The 16,404-nt window shown below is 49.4% G+C and carries 13 protein-coding genes; 6 read left to right on the forward strand and 7 right to left on the reverse strand.

Going from position 1 to position 16,404, the window contains the following annotated elements; genetic code table 11:
- Positions 1-228: 228 nt before the first annotated feature.
- Positions 229-1,170 (reverse strand): glycoside hydrolase family 43 protein, encoded by a 942-nt coding sequence (locus ACFSUS_RS02675; protein ID WP_381518673.1) that lies wholly within the window; start codon positions 1,168-1,170, stop codon positions 229-231.
- A 241-nt stretch (positions 1,171-1,411) separates the two neighbouring features.
- Here ACFSUS_RS02675 and ACFSUS_RS02680 point away from each other — a divergent pair, with 241 nt between their 5' ends.
- Positions 1,412-2,746 carry a histidine kinase gene (locus ACFSUS_RS02680; RefSeq protein ID WP_381518675.1) on the forward strand — a complete coding sequence of 445 codons (1,335 nt, stop codon included), beginning with the start codon at positions 1,412-1,414 and terminating at the stop codon, positions 2,744-2,746.
- Between the two features lie 5 nt (positions 2,747-2,751).
- Here ACFSUS_RS02680 and pgl read toward each other — a convergent pair whose 3' ends face one another.
- The 3 genes from pgl to zwf form a co-directional block, all read right to left on the reverse strand.
- The gene (gene pgl / locus ACFSUS_RS02685; protein ID WP_381518678.1) at positions 2,752-3,477 is read right to left on the reverse strand and encodes a 6-phosphogluconolactonase; all 726 of its coding nucleotides are present in this window, start codon (positions 3,475-3,477) and stop codon (positions 2,752-2,754) included.
- Between the two features lie 44 nt (positions 3,478-3,521).
- Complete coding sequence (locus ACFSUS_RS02690) at positions 3,522-3,866, reverse strand: cupin domain-containing protein (protein ID WP_381518681.1); 345 nt, start codon at positions 3,864-3,866, stop codon at positions 3,522-3,524.
- Between the two features lie 85 nt (positions 3,867-3,951).
- On the reverse strand, positions 3,952-5,457 hold the full coding sequence (zwf, locus tag ACFSUS_RS02695) for a glucose-6-phosphate dehydrogenase (RefSeq protein WP_381518684.1): 1,506 nt from the start codon (positions 5,455-5,457) through the stop codon (positions 3,952-3,954).
- A gap of 375 nt (positions 5,458-5,832) precedes the next feature.
- Between zwf and rpiB the strand changes: the two genes are divergently transcribed.
- The 5 genes from rpiB to ACFSUS_RS02720 all read left to right on the forward strand — a co-directional run bounded on the left by rpiB (position 5,833) and on the right by ACFSUS_RS02720 (position 12,277).
- Positions 5,833-6,261 carry a ribose 5-phosphate isomerase B gene (rpiB, locus tag ACFSUS_RS02700; protein WP_381518687.1) on the forward strand — a complete coding sequence of 143 codons (429 nt, stop codon included), beginning with the start codon at positions 5,833-5,835 and terminating at the stop codon, positions 6,259-6,261.
- A gap of 15 nt (positions 6,262-6,276) precedes the next feature.
- Positions 6,277-8,043: an ABC transporter ATP-binding protein gene (locus tag ACFSUS_RS02705; RefSeq protein WP_381518689.1), complete on the forward strand. Its 1,767-nt coding sequence runs from the start codon at positions 6,277-6,279 to the stop codon at positions 8,041-8,043.
- A 34-nt stretch (positions 8,044-8,077) separates the two neighbouring features.
- Entirely contained in the window at positions 8,078-10,210 is a 2,133-nt protein-coding gene (locus tag ACFSUS_RS02710) for an FUSC family protein (RefSeq protein WP_381518692.1), read from the forward strand.
- Positions 10,211-10,314: 104 nt separating this feature from the next.
- Positions 10,315-11,430 (forward strand): DUF2911 domain-containing protein, encoded by a 1,116-nt coding sequence (locus ACFSUS_RS02715; protein WP_381518695.1) that lies wholly within the window; start codon positions 10,315-10,317, stop codon positions 11,428-11,430.
- Between the two features lie 229 nt (positions 11,431-11,659).
- On the forward strand, positions 11,660-12,277 hold the full coding sequence (locus tag ACFSUS_RS02720; RefSeq protein ID WP_381518698.1) for a 3'-5' exonuclease: 618 nt from the start codon (positions 11,660-11,662) through the stop codon (positions 12,275-12,277).
- Here ACFSUS_RS02720 and ACFSUS_RS02725 read toward each other — a convergent pair whose 3' ends face one another.
- From ACFSUS_RS02725 to ACFSUS_RS02735, 3 genes are read right to left on the reverse strand one after another with little or no spacing between them, the layout of a single operon-like run.
- Positions 12,278-12,928 (reverse strand): hypothetical protein, encoded by a 651-nt coding sequence (locus ACFSUS_RS02725; RefSeq protein ID WP_381518701.1) that lies wholly within the window; start codon positions 12,926-12,928, stop codon positions 12,278-12,280.
- 51 nt (positions 12,929-12,979) lie between these two features.
- Positions 12,980-15,778, reverse strand: coding sequence for a CHAT domain-containing protein (locus ACFSUS_RS02730; RefSeq protein WP_381518704.1), 2,799 nt, complete (start codon positions 15,776-15,778; stop codon positions 12,980-12,982).
- A 41-nt stretch (positions 15,779-15,819) separates the two neighbouring features.
- The gene (locus ACFSUS_RS02735) at positions 15,820-16,236 is read right to left on the reverse strand and encodes a hypothetical protein (protein ID WP_381518707.1); all 417 of its coding nucleotides are present in this window, start codon (positions 16,234-16,236) and stop codon (positions 15,820-15,822) included.
- Positions 16,237-16,404 lie beyond the last annotated feature (168 nt).

Raw genomic sequence — 16,404 nt, forward strand, 5'->3', positions numbered from 1 at the left:
TCGCTTGTCAATAGTTATTGATATTCGAGGGGTGTTGGCAAGAAACTCTACTAGCTTTGTTGTGACACCTGTGGGCAAACGAAAGTAGATGTCTATAGCCCCATTACAAAGAAACGGAGCTACGAACATCTACTTTAGGGATTGTATGACGTAGCAATCAGTAAAACAAACGTATGCCTAACCTAACTAAGCATTAGTGGAGGTCCACTGCCTTAACCATGTCTGTCCTTATTTTCCCTTCATCAGATTATTCAATACAGACTTTGACACCTTGATTATTGTGCCGTGGCGGGTACCGGTGGGGAAGTCGATTTTGTCTGAGATGTCGGTCCAATTTGTGAGATCGGCAGATTGAACCGCTCCCATTTTTTTGTTGGTATACTTATCGAAATAAACTACCCAGTTCTGGCCAATTTTGGCGACGGTCGGCCCTTCGGCCCAGTACGCTCCGGTAATTGGTGGAGTCGGCTTCGAATAGCCCCCTGTAAGCGTGTTACTCCGGGCAATACGAATGTTTTTCTGGGGTGGTGTGCGGGTTTCGTCTTTCAAGAACATTACGTACTCGTCCTGGTTTTTTACAATCGTTGCGTCGATGACGTTGAAGCCCTGGTCATAAAGCAACTGGGTATCACTGAACGTCTTGAAGTCTTTAGTCGTCACGTAGTACATTCGGTGATTGTACTTTTCGTCGCCCGCTCCTTCCGACTTCGGAAATCGGCCGGGTATCGTGGTAGCCCAGTAAATCATGTATGTTTTCTTGGCTTCGTCGTAAAAGATTTCAGGCGCCCAGCAGTTCAAGGCCGTTGGTTCATGCGCCATCACGGGGATAAACTGTTGCTCTGACCAATTCGCTAAGTCTTTTGAATTCGCGTAGCCGATGCCTTTATCGTTCCAACTCACCGTCCAGACCATATGGAATGTTTTGTCGGGCCCCTGAATGATGCAAGGGTCACGCATGAGCTTGGTGTTGCCAATTACAGGGGTTACGTATGACTTATCATCATTGAGGGCTTTCCAGGAATAGCCATCCAGACTATAGGCCAGATGAAGGCCATCCTGTCCATTATCACGAAAGGATGAGAATAGGTAAACGTCTTCGTTTGACTGAGTTTGCCCCCAGCTGAGGGAATGAATCAGTAAAAAAACAAAAAGAATCAGGCTGTTTTTCATATAAAAATTAGGGGTGAATGTAGGTTGTTATTAGTTATGAACATACAACCAATGACAGCTAATGACTATAACCTAAAGACACCAAAACCCCGAACCTAATGAGCAGCGTGAAAAGCCACCTACCGTTTTTAGCCAGTAAGACCGGATAATTACCGTTGGTTAAACATTTCGTGGGTTGTTGATGCAGCTTTTTTAATTTCGCTTTATCTTTTACTCGACTTACCCGACAGTTAGTTTAATTATGACGTACGAAGCGTGGCTGCTTTTCTTTTTGGGTATTGTAACAGCAATGCTACTGTATAACGTCGTACAGTGGGGCCTATACCGCGAACGCGTTTATGGCCTTTACACAGTGTATATGCTCGTCTGGCTAAGTTACTTTGCCCTGCGCGTTACTCCCCTCCCGAATGGTCTGGCAACGTTTGTCCGGATTATAGGTCCCATGGCCGCTTACTTCGTCTACTACGACTTCACCATTGCTTTTCTTAATGTTCGCGAGAACCAGCCCCGACTGCTTCGGCTGTTCAGGGCTACGCAGATTGGCTTGGTAACCTATGCGGTGATAGAAATCGGATTCTGTTTGCTCTCCGATTATTGGCAGCAGCCTATGCACGAGTTGATCCATTCGCTGGTTCGGATCGTGCTGGCGGTTCTATCGGGCTACATCATTCTTAGCCTGTATCAACGTAAAGACCTGATTACCCGTTTTTTTATCACGGGCTCGGCCCTGCTGATACTAGGTGGCCTGGTGGCCATGATTTTGACACTGACCCTACCCGATTACGACACCGACGCTTTCTGGCATGCGCCCCTAACTTATATGCAGATTGGCATTGTGCTGGAGCTCATGTTTTTCTCACTGGGTTTAGCGTACAGCCATCGGCAGGATGCCGTTAAGAAAGCGATGTTCGAGCAGGCACTCACCCGCGAACGCGAACAGCGCTGGCGAGCGCAACTGGAAGCCGAATTAGCCGTGCAGCGCCTGAAACAGGAAGTAACCGAAATGCACATGCGGGCGTTGCAGGCACAACTGAGCCCTCATTTTCTGTTTAATAGTCTTAACTCGCTCTCCTCCTTAATTGCGGATGATCCGGCTAAAGCGGAGCGGTTTGTCGATGAATTGTCCAGCGTGTACCGGTACTTACTCCAGGCAAACGACCGCGAACTGACACCCCTGGCAACGGAGATGAAATTTATCAACTCTTATTACCACCTGCTGAAAACGCGCTATGGCAAGGGCATTTGCCTTCAAATTGCTATCAGCGACGCGCATCAGGAGTGTTTGTTACCCCCATTGACGCTGCAATTGCTGGTCGAAAACGCCGTTAAGCACAATGTTGTCTCGGCGAGTAACCCATTGACTATTCACATTTTTACGGATAGTAATGGCAGCCTGATCGTACGAAACAACCTGCAACGCAAGCGACTCAACCGGCTGGCCTCCACTAAGAAAGGCTTGCAGAATATTAACCTGAAGTATAAGCTGCTCAACCAGCCGCCCATTGACATCTGCGAGACCGACGAAGCTTTCGACGTTATTGTCCCGCTCATTCCTTCCACAGAAGAACTCGTATAACGTTCCTATTGGCTCAGCAACCGGGCCGCCTGCTGATCAACTAACCAAACCAGCTCACCATCCTGCGGTTTAATCACCTGCGAAGGATATTTATCGGGTTGGTACGTGCCTTCCAGCACTTCTTTCAGCGGCTCGGCTTTTTTGGGACCGGCAACCAAAAACGCTACGCAAGCCGCTCGATTCACAATAGGTGCCGTTAGCGTCAGGCGGTACATGTCCTGCTGGGTCAGGAAGTAGGCTTTCGTCCAGGCCGTTTGTTCATGCACAACTTCGGTACCGGGAAAAAGTGATAAGGTATGCCCGTCGTCGCCCATGCCCAGCAGTACCAGATCGAATGTCGGTCCGGTTTCGCCAAAGTATTCGTGCAGAATCCGATCGTAGTCGGCGGCCGCAGCATCGGGCTCCAGTTCAGTGCGCCAAACGTGAATTTGGGACTCCGGCGTGTACACATGCCCTAACAGCGTATCATAGGCCATACCGGCATTACTTTGCTCGTCATCAATAGGAACGTAGCGCTCATCGCCCCAGAAGATATGCAGTTGTAGCCACGGAATCTGATCGACGTAGGGCGACTTGGCCAGTAACTCGTGCAGCGCTTTGGGGGTACTCCCACCGGATAAGGCAATAGTGAACCGATCCTGTTTTTTTAGAACATCTTTAATCCGCTTGGCAATAAAGTCAGCCGCGGCTTTTGCCAGATCAGCGGGGTTTTTCTTAACGATGACTTGCATGGTCTTACTCAAATTTGTCAGGCGCAGACAGGCGCTTCGACGTATTATACAAAATCGTCACGCATGGGCGTAAACACATCAACCAACACGCCCGCTTCAACGCAAACGGCTCCGTGCCAAACATTGGGCGGAATGTAGTACGCATCGCCGGTCTGTAGAGTCTGTGTTTGCTCGCCAATCGTGATCGCGAATACCCCACTTTCGACGTAGCTCATCTGGGTGTGGTAATGACTGTGGGCCGCGCCGATACCTCCAGACTCAAAAGCGACTTTCACCATCATCAGGTTAGCGTCGTATGTCATGATCTTGCGTTTGACGCCCTCCGCCACCGTTTCCCACGGAAGGCTCTGATCATCGACAAAAAGGCTGGCTAACTGGGTCGAGGCCATAGTTTAGTTTATGGTATTGGGGTACGGTTGGCTGACGCGTCAGCAATCCTCTGGCGCCAGCCACCGTAAACTGTATGCCGGAAACCTAATTAATCATCCACTGAAATCCGTCTTTTTCAACGAGTTCATCGGCGGCTTTGGGGCCCCAGGAGCCTGGTTCATAATTCGGAAAATCCGTTGGGGCTTCGCTTTCCCAGGCATCCAGAATAGGCGTAACAACCTTCCAGGCCGCTTCAACCTGATCGGCCCGCATGAACAGGGTTGCATCGCCCGTCATCACGTCCAGCAACAACGTTTCGTACGCTTCCGGGTCCTGCCCTTCGTACGCTGTTTTGTAGCTGAACACCATTTCAACGGGGTCAATGGCCAGCGTTTGGCCAGGGCGTTTCACCTGAAACCGCAACCGAATGTCCATAGCTGGCTGAATGCCAATTATCAGCCGATTCGACTGCCAGGTTTGAGTAGCTTCGTCGGGGAAAGCGTAATCAGGGGCCGGTTTGAATTGAATCTTGATAATGGTCGTTTTTTCGGGCAACGATTTACCGGTGCGCAGGTAAAAAGGTACGTTTTCCCACCGCCAGTTATCTACGTAAAGTTTTACGGCAGCAAACGTTTCGGTTGCCGAGTCCGGCTTTACGCCTTCTTCCTGTCGGTAGCCGGGCATTTCTTTGCCATCTTTGTCTTTACCGGGGCCGTACTGACCCCGCACGGCTACATCTTTCACCTGTTCGGGCTTGATCCGGCGAATCGCATTCAATACGTCTACCTTTTTATTACGTACCTCGTTGGCATCGAAAGAAATAGGGGCCTCGGTCGCCACCATGCACAGCACCTGAAGCAGGTGGTTCTGAATCATGTCACGCAACGCCCCCGACCCCTCATAATACCCACCGCGCCCTTCCAGGCCTACGGTTTCGGCAGCGGTAATCTGCACGTATTCAACGTAACGCCGGTTCCAGATAGGCTCAAACAGCGAGTTCGCAAACCGCAGTGCCAAAATATTTTGCACCGTTTCTTTACCTAAGTAGTGGTCAATGCGATAAATCTGCTCTTCGGCAAACAGCCCGCCAAGTAAAGCGTTCAGTTCCTGAGCGGTTTTGAGGTCGTGGCCGAAAGGTTTCTCAACCACAATGCGTACCCGTGTTTTGTCAGAACACAAGGGCAGTTTACCAAGGTTTGTGGCAATGCCAGGTACGAGTTGAGGAGCAACAGCCAGGTAGAAAATTACATTGGGGCAATCGCCCCACTCATTCTGCTTTTGCTGGACCAGATCGGCCATTTGGTGATACGCTCCTGCGTCGCCCGCATCGAACTGCATGTACGAGATGGACGGTGCAAACGACTCCCATGTATCATCGAGGTCCGTTTTGCGTCGAGAAAACGACTTAACGCCCTCTAGTAGCCGCTCGCGAAATGAGTCGTCGGTATATTGACTCCGCCCCAGACCGATCACAGCGAATCGCTCAGGCAAGTAACTGTCAATAAATAGGTTGTAAAGAGCGGGCGTAAGCTTGCGAAGGTTGAGGTCTCCGCTGCCGCCGAAGATAAACAGCACCGTTGCCGATGGCCGCTGGTTCGTAGCTGGGATCATAGTCCGGTTGTATTGACGGGCCGCAAATTACCGACGGTCCACGTTCCGAACAAGTTTATAAGGTTAAGGTTCCATAATGGTCCATAATCTGCTTGTTCAGATCGTCGTATTCTAATCAAACCAACTAAAACCCTTCGACAAGGGTAACGATCAACCAAATTGATAATCAACGCTTTAAATAAAAAATAGCTAAAGTCTATGATAAAGTCTAGTTGCCCATACCGGCCTACGTGCGGGCGAAGGGAATGTGTTTTATAAGAATGGGCAATTGCATTTCGTAACTTTTAGGCGCTTCCGTCAGTTTTGCACTCAGCATTGCATCGTAGGTGAAGAATATGGTACTTTGCCCCCCGCTTACAATCATTCTATCTCTTTATGAAAATTGCCATCGGCTCCGACCACGCCGGTTTCCGTTACAAAGAAGCCATTAAGCAGTACTTGATTGACCTCGGCCATGAGGTTATTGACAAAGGCACCGACTCCGAAGCATCGGTCGATTATCCGCGCTTTATCCGGCCCGTTGCCGAAGCTGTGGCCGCTGGCGAAGTGGAACGGGGTGTTGTGCTGGGCGGATCGGGGAATGGAGAGGCCATCATGTCGAACCGGATTAAGGGCGTTCGATGCGCGTTGTGCTGGAATGAGGAATCGGCCCGGTTGGGGCGGCAGCATAACGACGCCAACGTCATATCGATTGGTGAGCGGATGATGTCGGAGGAAACGGCGTTGAAGCTCGTCAAAATCTGGCTCGACACCCCATTCGAGGGCGGACGACACCTGACCCGAATTCGGCAGTTGGATGAGTAGTTAACGTTTGCGCCTGTGCCTATTCTGTGGAAGTACCTGAAGCCCTACCGATGGTTGGCAATCTTAGCTTTAGCCCTGGCGGGCGTTGCTCAGGTACTGGCATTAGTAGACCCCATTATTTTTGGTAAGCTCATTGACGAATACGCCACGAATCCCGGTCAAAAAACGGAATCGGAGAAGGTTTCGGGCATATTACAGTTACTGGGCCTAGCCATTGGCGTGGCCATCCTGTCGAATATAACCAAAGCCGTTCAGGAATACCTGACGCGGCTGATTGTCCAGCGGTTTGGTACAGATATATTCAACGATGGACTGGCCCAGACGCTCCGTTTATCGTACCAGGAGTTTGGCGATCAGAGCAGCGGGGCCACGTTATCTATTCTGCAAAAGGTCCGTACCGATACCGAGAAGTTTATCAATTCGTTTGTCAACGTCTTGTTTTCGTCCGTTGTCGGGATGAGCTTTCTGATCTGGTATGCTATTACCAAGCATTGGGCGCTGATTCCGGTGTTCCTGATTGGCGTGCTACTACTCGGTGGACTAACTGGCCTGTTGAGTAAACAGATCAAGACCACCCAACGGTCGATTAACCGCGAAACCGCTCTCCTGTCCGGCGTCATTACCGAGTCGTTACGTAACATTGAGCTGGTAAAAAGCTTAGGCTTAACCTTTCCTGAGATTCGGCGGTTGAAAGCGCAGACCGCCCGTATCTTCGAGCTGGAGATGTTTAAAGTGCGTCGGGTTCGGTTGTTGTCGTTCTGGCAAAGTACTACCCTAAACATTCTGAAGCAGTCCGTTCTGTTTACGTTGCTCTGGCTAATCTTTCGCAACGTACTGACAACCGGCGAACTCATCTCAATGCAGTTCATTTCGGTTGCCATTTTCAATCCGTTACAGGAGTTAGGCAACATCATTCTAGCCTATCGGGAGGCCGAAGCGGGGCTCAACAGCTTCGATCAGCTCATGAAACGGCCCATCGAGCGAAATCCGGAGTCAGCCGTGGAAGTAGGGCCCATTGAGCGACTTCGGTTCAGGAATGTGGTATTCCGGCACAAAGGCGCTGGTCAGAATGCTATTGATGGTGTATCGTTTGAGGCAAAACTTGGCGACACCATTGCCTTTGTGGGGCCTTCCGGCTCGGGAAAGTCGACTATGGTGAAACTATTAGTCGGTTTATATCGCCCCGTCGACGGAGAAATCTTTTACAACGACATCTCTACAAAAGATTTGCGCTTCAATCCGATGCGTCGGCAGATTGGGTTTGTTACGCAGGACACGCACTTATTTGCCGGAACGATCCGCGAAAATCTGCTTTTCGTGAAACCCGATGCCACCGAAGCTGAACTGCTCGATGCCCTCGATAAAGCAGCCTGCAATAACCTATTAACTCGTTCCGAGCACGGACTGGATACCCAGATTGGCGAAGGTGGCCTCAAAATGTCCGGGGGCGAGAAACAACGCTTATCCATTGCGCGGGCCCTGGTCCGGCAACCCCGCCTGCTGATCTTTGACGAAGCGACCTCAGCGCTCGATTCAATCACCGAAGAAGAAATCACGGATACGGTTCGCAGCGTGTCGGCGCTCAATGAGCAGATCACTATTTTGATTGCCCACCGACTGTCGACGATTTTGCACGCTACTACCATTTTTGTGCTGGAGAAAGGCAAACTCGTTGAAACGGGCGATCACGCTACGTTAGTTGCTAAGAAGGGACTATATTACGCCATGTGGCGGCAGCAAATCGGCGAGCGGAAGACTGAGATTGCCGACCGGGAAGCGTAGTAGTTCCTGTAAATCAACATAGTAGAGTTCCATTATGAACAAGCGTACCCGGCAAGTCAGTTACTTTCTGTCCAGTCAGTATTTTTCCGACGGCCTGCGGATCACGCTATCCATTCTTCTCCCCTCTTTGCTACTAGCCCAGGCCGATCAACTTGCTACGGGTATGGCCATGTCGCTGGGTGCGTTGAGTGTTAGTCTCAGCGACGCACCCGGCCCAACTGCGCACCGCCGTAATGGCATGGCCGCCACGGTGTTGGCAGGATTTTTAGTAACGCTGGTAACAGGGTTTGCCCGCATGAATATCTACACCCTTGGACTGGAAATTCTCTTGTTTGGTTTTTTCTTTTCCATGCTCGGGGTTTATGGCAATCGGGCGACTTCAGTCGGAACGGCAGCCTTGCTGGTGATGATTCTTATGATTGATCGTCCGCTCGATGCTGCCGGTATTTTACGCGAAAGTGCCCTCATTTTGGCGGGGGGCGTTTGGTATACGGCCATCAGTATGCTCTCCTCCCGGCTGCAACCTTATCGTCCTGCCCAGCAGGCGTTGGGGCAATGCATCCACGAGATCGCCAAATTTATGGCTATCAAAGCCGATTTTTATACTATCTCGACACGGTTAGATGATGATTATCGACGCTTACTGACTCAGCAGGTAACCGTCAGCGAAAAGCAGGATGCCGTGCGGGAGATTCTGTTTAAGAGTCGTCGATTTGTGACCGAATCTACCCGAACGGGGCGGTTACTCGTGCTGACCTTTGTGGACGTAGTTGATCTTTATGAACAGATCGTAGCCATGTATTACGACTATTCGGCAATTCGCGAACAGTTCGGGCAAACGGGTGTACTCGACACCATCGCCAGCCTCATTCGCCAATTGTCGGTCGAGCTTGATCATATTGGCCTGGCCATTCAATCGCCTGTACCTATTCGAAGAACAATTGATTACAGCCAATCACTCGAAGACTTAAAACGTACTATTGATGAACTTGGGGACCAAGAAGGAAATACACTGGTTCTGAAAAAAGTGCTGGTCAGTCTGCGCAACCTAACCCAACGGCTGGCTGGCATTCAGCAGAACATAACATCGCCTACGGTTGGGCCGATACGTGATGACCTTGAATACGGCCGGTTTGTCTCTCACCAGGAGATCGATGGCAAATCCATTCTCGACAACTTAACTCTCAGTTCATCCGTTTATCGTCATTCGATCCGGGTCGCCGTTGCTATGCTGCTGGGTTTCGTCCTGACAAAGCTACTGGAGTATGGGCATCACAGTTACTGGGTTATCCTAACCATCTCGGTCATTCTGAAACCCGCGTTTAGTCTTACCAAACAACGTAATACCGAACGAATTATCGGGACGTTGGTGGGTGGGCTCATGGGGGTGCTTGTCTTGACGCTTATTCCCAGCAAGACAATCCACTTTGTGTTCATGGTCTTCTTTATGTTGGGTACGTACACAGCCCTACGGGTCAACTATATTATCATGGTTGTCTGCGTGACGCCCTTTGTACTGATTCTGTTTACCTTTTTGGGAGTAAGTTATCTAGGCGTGGCTGAGGAGCGTTTCCTGGATACCTTGCTGGGTGGCGTCATTGCCTTGGCCACGAGCTACCTGCTTTTTCCAAACTGGGAATCCGACCAATTGGCTACCCCCATGCGTGCGTTGTTGCAGGCCAATGTCCGGTACCTTCAACTGCTGTACGATAGTCTGCTCGGAAAACCAATCAACGTAGTTGATTATAAGTTGGCCCGTAAAGATGTCTACGTAACATCGGCGAACCTGTCGGCTGCCTTCGATCGGATGGTATCGGAGCCGAAGCATAAGCAACGACACGAGCGGATCATTTACGAATTTGTTGTGCTCAATCACATTCTGTCGGCTAACATTGCTACCCTCACGTCGGCGCTGGTAGCCAGTGAACCTAAAATTCATCCGGCTCAGCTACTTCGTCCGGCTAAACGCGCCCTGTTTGTGCTGACCGAAAGCCTCCGACGACTGGGTATGGATACGGCGAAATCATCCGCCGAAGCACCAGCCATAGAAGCCGTTTCAGGCAACACACCCGATGACCCGCTGCTGGCTGAACAGTTAAACTTCATTCAGCAAGTGAGCAGCGACATTAGTAAGTTGGTAGAGAAAGTGAAACCAAAAATAACATAGCCAGGTGTTTTGAGCAGCGGCTAAAATGCCAAGATGAGCGGTTAGCAGACAACGGAGCCGATTGTGTTTCTTTGCAATTCATTCACAGCTAAACCAATCGCTCCATGAAAACAAAATCTTTCCTCTTTTTAGCTCTTTTACTCTCTGCCTTTACCGCCAGCTTCGCCCAGCAGTTGACGACCGTTCCGAGTGGTGGCAACAAAAAAGCGTCGGTCTCCGAACAGATTGGCCTAGCCACTATCACCATTCACTATGACCGTCCGGGTGTGAAAGGCCGCGAAGGTAAACTATGGGGGACATCTGTTGCCCACAATGGCTTTCAGGACCTGGGCTTTGGCACCAGCAAATCAGCTCCCTGGCGAGCCGGCGCCAACGAAAACACCACCATTCAGTTTTCTCACGACGTTACCGTTGAGGGAAATCCATTGCCAGCTGGCACGTATGGCCTGTTCATGGCCTTAGGTGATCAGGAAACAACCGTAATTTTCTCTAAAAACTTTACCTCTTGGGGTAGCTATTACTACGATCCTAAAGAAGACGCCTTACGCGTGACGGTTAAAAATCAGTCGCTGGACAAATCGGCAGAGTGGCTGGCCTACGAATTTATTAATCAGACCGACACCTCGGCCACGATAGCGCTGAAGTGGGAGAAACGCATGATTCCCTTCACAGTTTCGGCGGATGTGTACAGCCATCAAATGGCGTCGTTTCGTAATGAGCTGCGCACTACACCGGGTTTCACCTGGCAGTCGTTTGTGCAGGCGGCTAACTTTTGTGTAGAGCGTAAGCGTGACATGGAACAAGCGCTCATCTGGGCTGATCAGGCCGTTAGTGCGCCGTTTATTGGCCAGAAAAACTTTCAAACGTTAAGTACGAAAGCATCTGTACTGGCGGCTATGAATAAACAAGCTGAGGCCACTACTCTCATGAAAGAAGCCTTGCCGATGGGTAGTTTGAATGAGCTACATCAATACGCGCGTACTTTGCTCGCTCAGAAACGTTTTCAGGAAGCCTACGACGTATTTAAGATTAACTACGACAAAAATCCTAATCAGTTTACGACCAACGTGGGTTTAGGCCGTGGCTTGTCGGGTATTGGAAAGCATAAAGAAGCGTTACCTTACATGAAAGCTGCTCTGGCTCAGTCGCCTAACAGTCAGAACAAAACCAATATTGAGAATATGATAAAGATGCTGCAGGAAGGTAAGAATGTGAACTAGTCCTTTCGATGCGCATTATCAAAGAAGGTCAGCTAACGAGCTGACCTTCTTTGATAAATAAGAAAAACCCCAGCGAATTTTGTCACCAGGGTTTCTGAAGCAGTTATAAGTAAAACAGGCTTTGGTCCCGTTTTGTTGCTCGAATGCAAAATTGCCATATAATTTTGCAGTATATTTTTCAAAAATAAATCCGTTAACCATTACTGATTTTGGTTAACTTTTCTTCAACATGCCGTTTCTAGTCCTCGACCTCGAAATGACCGGTCCTGAACCGGACTACAACGAAATCATTCAAATTGGCGCTGTTCTCTTTGACGACAACTGGGCTGAAAAGGGGCAATATCTGACAAACGTTTATCCAGAGAACGAAGATGCCTTTTCAGCTTCCTCCGAGAAGATTCACAATTTATCCCTGGCCGACCTCCAAGATGCTCCGATGATCTACGACGTGTTGCCGGAAATGGAAGAATGGATATGTGAAAAGCTAGGCCTGCGCGTACCGAAAGGTCAGCTGGATCGTACGCCCTACTTACGCGACGTCATCATTTGCGGGCAAAGCGTAATCAATGACATCAATTTTTTGAAAGAGGCCTACCGCTATGAGAAGTTGAAATGGCCCTATTCGCGCGTGCTGCTCGATCTGCACACGTTGGGTTATTTTACCTTTCGGATTCTGAAAGCCAACGGCCGCAAAGTGCCCGACCGGTTGAGTTTGACGGCCATCGCCAACTACTTTGGCCTGGCTCGCGAAGACGGCTTTCACAATGCGCTGGAAGATGCCGTGCTCACCGCTCAATGCCTAAAAGAAGTCTTTAAACTAAGCGAAGGAATGAAACTTAGTAGCTGATTAGGTACTCAGTTTCTGACGCCGATTCAAGATCAGATACATAGCCCATCCGATAAGGCCTTCGAGCAGGCACAATAATGCCCATACACCAATGTGCGAACGGTTACCAAATGACAGCGAGGTAATTAACAAAACAACACCCAGAAATTGCCAGTACGTTGGCCGATCCAGTTGGTCAGACTGCGCCCGGATTAGTAACTTACCATCGCGATTAGGGTATAACAACGGACTGAGCTTTCTGTAATCCCACACCAACAATCCTAGATTTCCAGCCAGGATGAGGCCAGTGATGATTGGGGTTCCGTGAAAATCCATCGAGATTGTTATCAAAAAAATGTTCAGGCTAACGGGCAAAAAAGCAACCGCGCCGAGCGTAGCAAATCGCTGTGTCATCAATAAAGCACCCGAAACGACTTGTCCTAATCCCAGAAAGCTCCACCAAAGACCCGTGCGGTAAAGCGCTTCGAAAAACAAGTCGATGGATATACCCTGCTCGGGTGGCAACTGGAGCGTACCGGCGGGCATAAATCTGCCACCAAGCGCTTTGCCCCAACCCGCGTAGACGAAAGCACCTCCGATGAGATAGCGCAGGTAGATGACAAAAAGACAAGCCCAGGTCTTGGTGCGCAGCAGGTCAATGATACGAAACATACGTTGACGGTTTAAAGCAAGCTACTCAAACCATCCTCAACTTAGACTTAATTAGGATGAGTGGTAGGTGGACGTAAAGGCAGAGCGACGTTTTCGACGCCGTTGCCAAACGAGTAAGCTACCGACGCTCAGCAATGCTATTCCGCTGACGATCCACGGCCAGCGGTTGATTTTAGCCAGCGGTTCGGCATTACCGAGAACGATTAGTCCAGCCCAGTAATTTGGTAACTGTCCGGCCCCTTCAGCCGTCCTGAGCCAGTCCTGCTTAGCCCGCTGGAGGGCAATATCCTTGGGCAATCCCTGGTCTAAATATTGGTAGAACAAGCCTGTTAACGTGTAGGTAGCATCGTTCTCGACGCTCCATAAGGTAGTTAAGATACTCGGGGCACCTAGTGCAGCAAAACCACGCGCCAGACTAAATATGCCTTCCCCTTGTTGATTCGCTCCCACTCCAGTTTTACAGGCGGCTAACACAATCAGTTGGGCATTCGGTAAACCACCGTCGCCCAAATCAGACAACCGTAACGTTGAGTCAGCAAAATAAAGAAGTGGCTCACGTTCGGTACTGTCGGCCACGGCATGCGTAAACAAGTGAATCACACGAGCATTGGCGGCTTGTTGTAAAAACGCCTGTCGTGTGGCAGTCTGGTACGTCAGCAAGGTTGGCGAACTGAACCGACCGGCTATGGATTGCAGCGCTACGTCTGAACCCGGTAGCGAAACCTGTCCCAACGACGCGGTAAATTTTACCGGTGCTAGACCCAGAAACTCGTTTCCCTTAAAACCGGCCGAAAGGGGTTTGTCGTTATTCTTCAGCAGCAGACGGGCCGAATAGGCATAACTGAAGGCGTAGTCGCTCACCAGATAATCAGCCTGACGCGCCGAACGACTCAACGCTTCGAAAGGGACAAACACACCGTCTGGGGATATAATAACCCGACCGGCCGGCAAGTGTAGCGACGCTATCAGCCGCTGGTATAATCCGTTACCCAGCGTGAGGAACTGAGCCATGTTTGCCTTTCGGTTCATGGCATCCGGATTGTTCAGTAAGGCCATAAACGCTTTTACGTTCTGATTGTACGTATGTCTTGGTTGACTAAGTAACGTAGCGTTGCTACCCGTTACACCGAGTACATAAAGTGTGCTATCGCCAATGAAGTACGTGACAAAGGAAGCCTCCTGAGCCTTTAAGTACTCTTGAAGCTCCGCTAACGAAGGCGTAGTGTTGTCATATTTATAGCGATAGTAAGCAGGGTTAGAAGCTTCGAGCTGCTTGTGGAACGCGTCTAGTTTATCCTGCCCGGCTATTAGCAAGGTACGAGCTTTATCATAAGCTGCCTTGTCAGACGAAGACAGTACCAAATTATCCTGCTGAACACTGACGGCTTTTAGCAATCGCTGCTCTTCGGCAACCTGCCGGGGTGATAGTTTGAGCCGGGCGCCGAGCTCATTCAGCTTATCGGCGAGCATAACGGCCCGACTCTTCTCCAGAAACCGAAACGCCTGCTCGGCATCTTGCAACTGATAGCAGGTTTCGATCGCCCGCTCGTACATTCCCCGCGTTTTTTGTCGCCAGAAAAGTTTGGATTGCTGACCAGTATGTTCCCACCTCATGATGTCAACCATCTGGTCGGCCACCTGGTAGGTATCTAAGGCGTGTCCTAAGCCTTGACGGCTGTTCGTCGCTTTTGCTAAATCGAGCCAGGTATCGGCTTTGTCTTGAATAAGCGTCAGCAAGTATTCTTTATAAGCCGATAACCGCATGGCGTCGCCCGCTGGATTCCGGCGAACATCGCCCTGCTGAAAGTTGATGGGTAGTGTCTGAAGAGCTTTCTGGTACGTAGCTAATGCATCGGTTCTCCGTCCTAATTTTTGATACACTTCTCCTATGCTATTTAACATGCGAGCTTTCTCGTAAGGATTTGTATGGGTAGTGTAGGCTGAACGATAGTAGTCAATAGCCTTTTCATAATCGCCTACCCTTTCTTCATAAACTGACCCTAGATTGCTGTACACATCAGCTATTTTATCAGGCTGACCGTTTTGCTTATAGTACTGCAGAACCTGATTAAACATACCCAGTGATTCCTGCGTTTGCCCCAGTCGGTAAAGAATCTGAGCTTTTATGAAGAGAAAAAACGTCTTGCTGTCAATCTGTGCAATGTCTTCCTGGGTAAGTCGGATAGCCTGTTCAATCTTAGTTAATCCTTCAACAGGTCGCTTGGCATAAAGCAAGCTACGGGCGGCTTCACTAAGACATTTGGCTTCAAGTAGCCTATCGTGACACAGTTGAGCATATCGTATTCCCTGGTCTGCGGCCATGATTGCAGCCTGGTAATCGGCCTTTTCATGATAGAGTAAAGAAAGATTGCCCAATGCGTACCCAACAGCCCGAAAATGAATAGAGTGCTGTTTGCCAAGACGAAGACAGTTTGTGTAAGAACTGATGGCTTCGGACTGCCTATTTTGCTCCTGCTGAATTGTACCTAAATACATGTAAGCAAGTGGCAAATTACTTATGCCTGTTGAGGAGCGCTGTTTCGAATAAACGTCTATGCTATGCTTAAGTGACACGATAGCCGAATCACTCTGACCACTCAGGTATTCGGCATAGCCTAACTGGAGAAGAACCTTAGCAAAAAGTGTATCCTGCGGACAGTGGTTACGTAGTAACTCCTGTTTAATCTGTTTAAAGAAAGCCGGCGTTATACCAGATGGCTGGCGCTTAGCCTTTTCTACCCTTTCTTTTAACGCTAATGAAGAAAGGCATTGTCCGCTGGCCTGCACGATAATTAGCCAACAAACAATGCCTATGCTTAATGAGCCATAGATCTGCAGTTTTCCCCTCATAGGCCAGCAGGATGCTTCCAGGCATTATTAGTGATGCCTGGTCACCGTAGTTTACGATTGATGGGCTGCAGAACTTTCGTAGCTGGAAGCCTTATATCAACAAATATATCATCGGGAATCCAGGGGGGAGGAGGTGGTGGTGGCTTGGGGGTAGTTGGTAACATTACCCACTCGGCGATGGAACCTACACCCGCGCCTTTAACCAAAATCTGCCCGTCTGCGTAGTTAGCTAATGATTCTACTTTTGCAATTTTTGGCCTACCCATTTCCGCAAGCCACTCATTTGTCTGAGATACATAATAGTCGACTCCGCGCTTTACATCAAGCTCACCAACTCCCGGTTTAAACTTGAAAACAACATGATTGGTCTGATACGCCGTATCTGGCCGGATAACCTTGACGTATCGGTTATTCGAGGCAGCTAATTGGCCGATCTTTTTAATTGGTTTAAAGCTCATGGGCAGTCGAGGTTGTAACAGAACCGATCTGAAGAAATCATTAGTTCAGTGCAAATCATTAATCAAACCTACTGATAGTCAACGCGAAAAGTCACGTAGCGATTATGGCGTAGTAACTAGTAAAGGCTTCTTATTCATGACGACTATTCATAGTTCAAGGCAAAAAGG

The organism is Spirosoma soli (assembly GCF_042684525.1).
Taxonomy (GTDB): Bacteria; Bacteroidota; Bacteroidia; order Cytophagales; family Spirosomataceae; genus Spirosoma; species Spirosoma soli.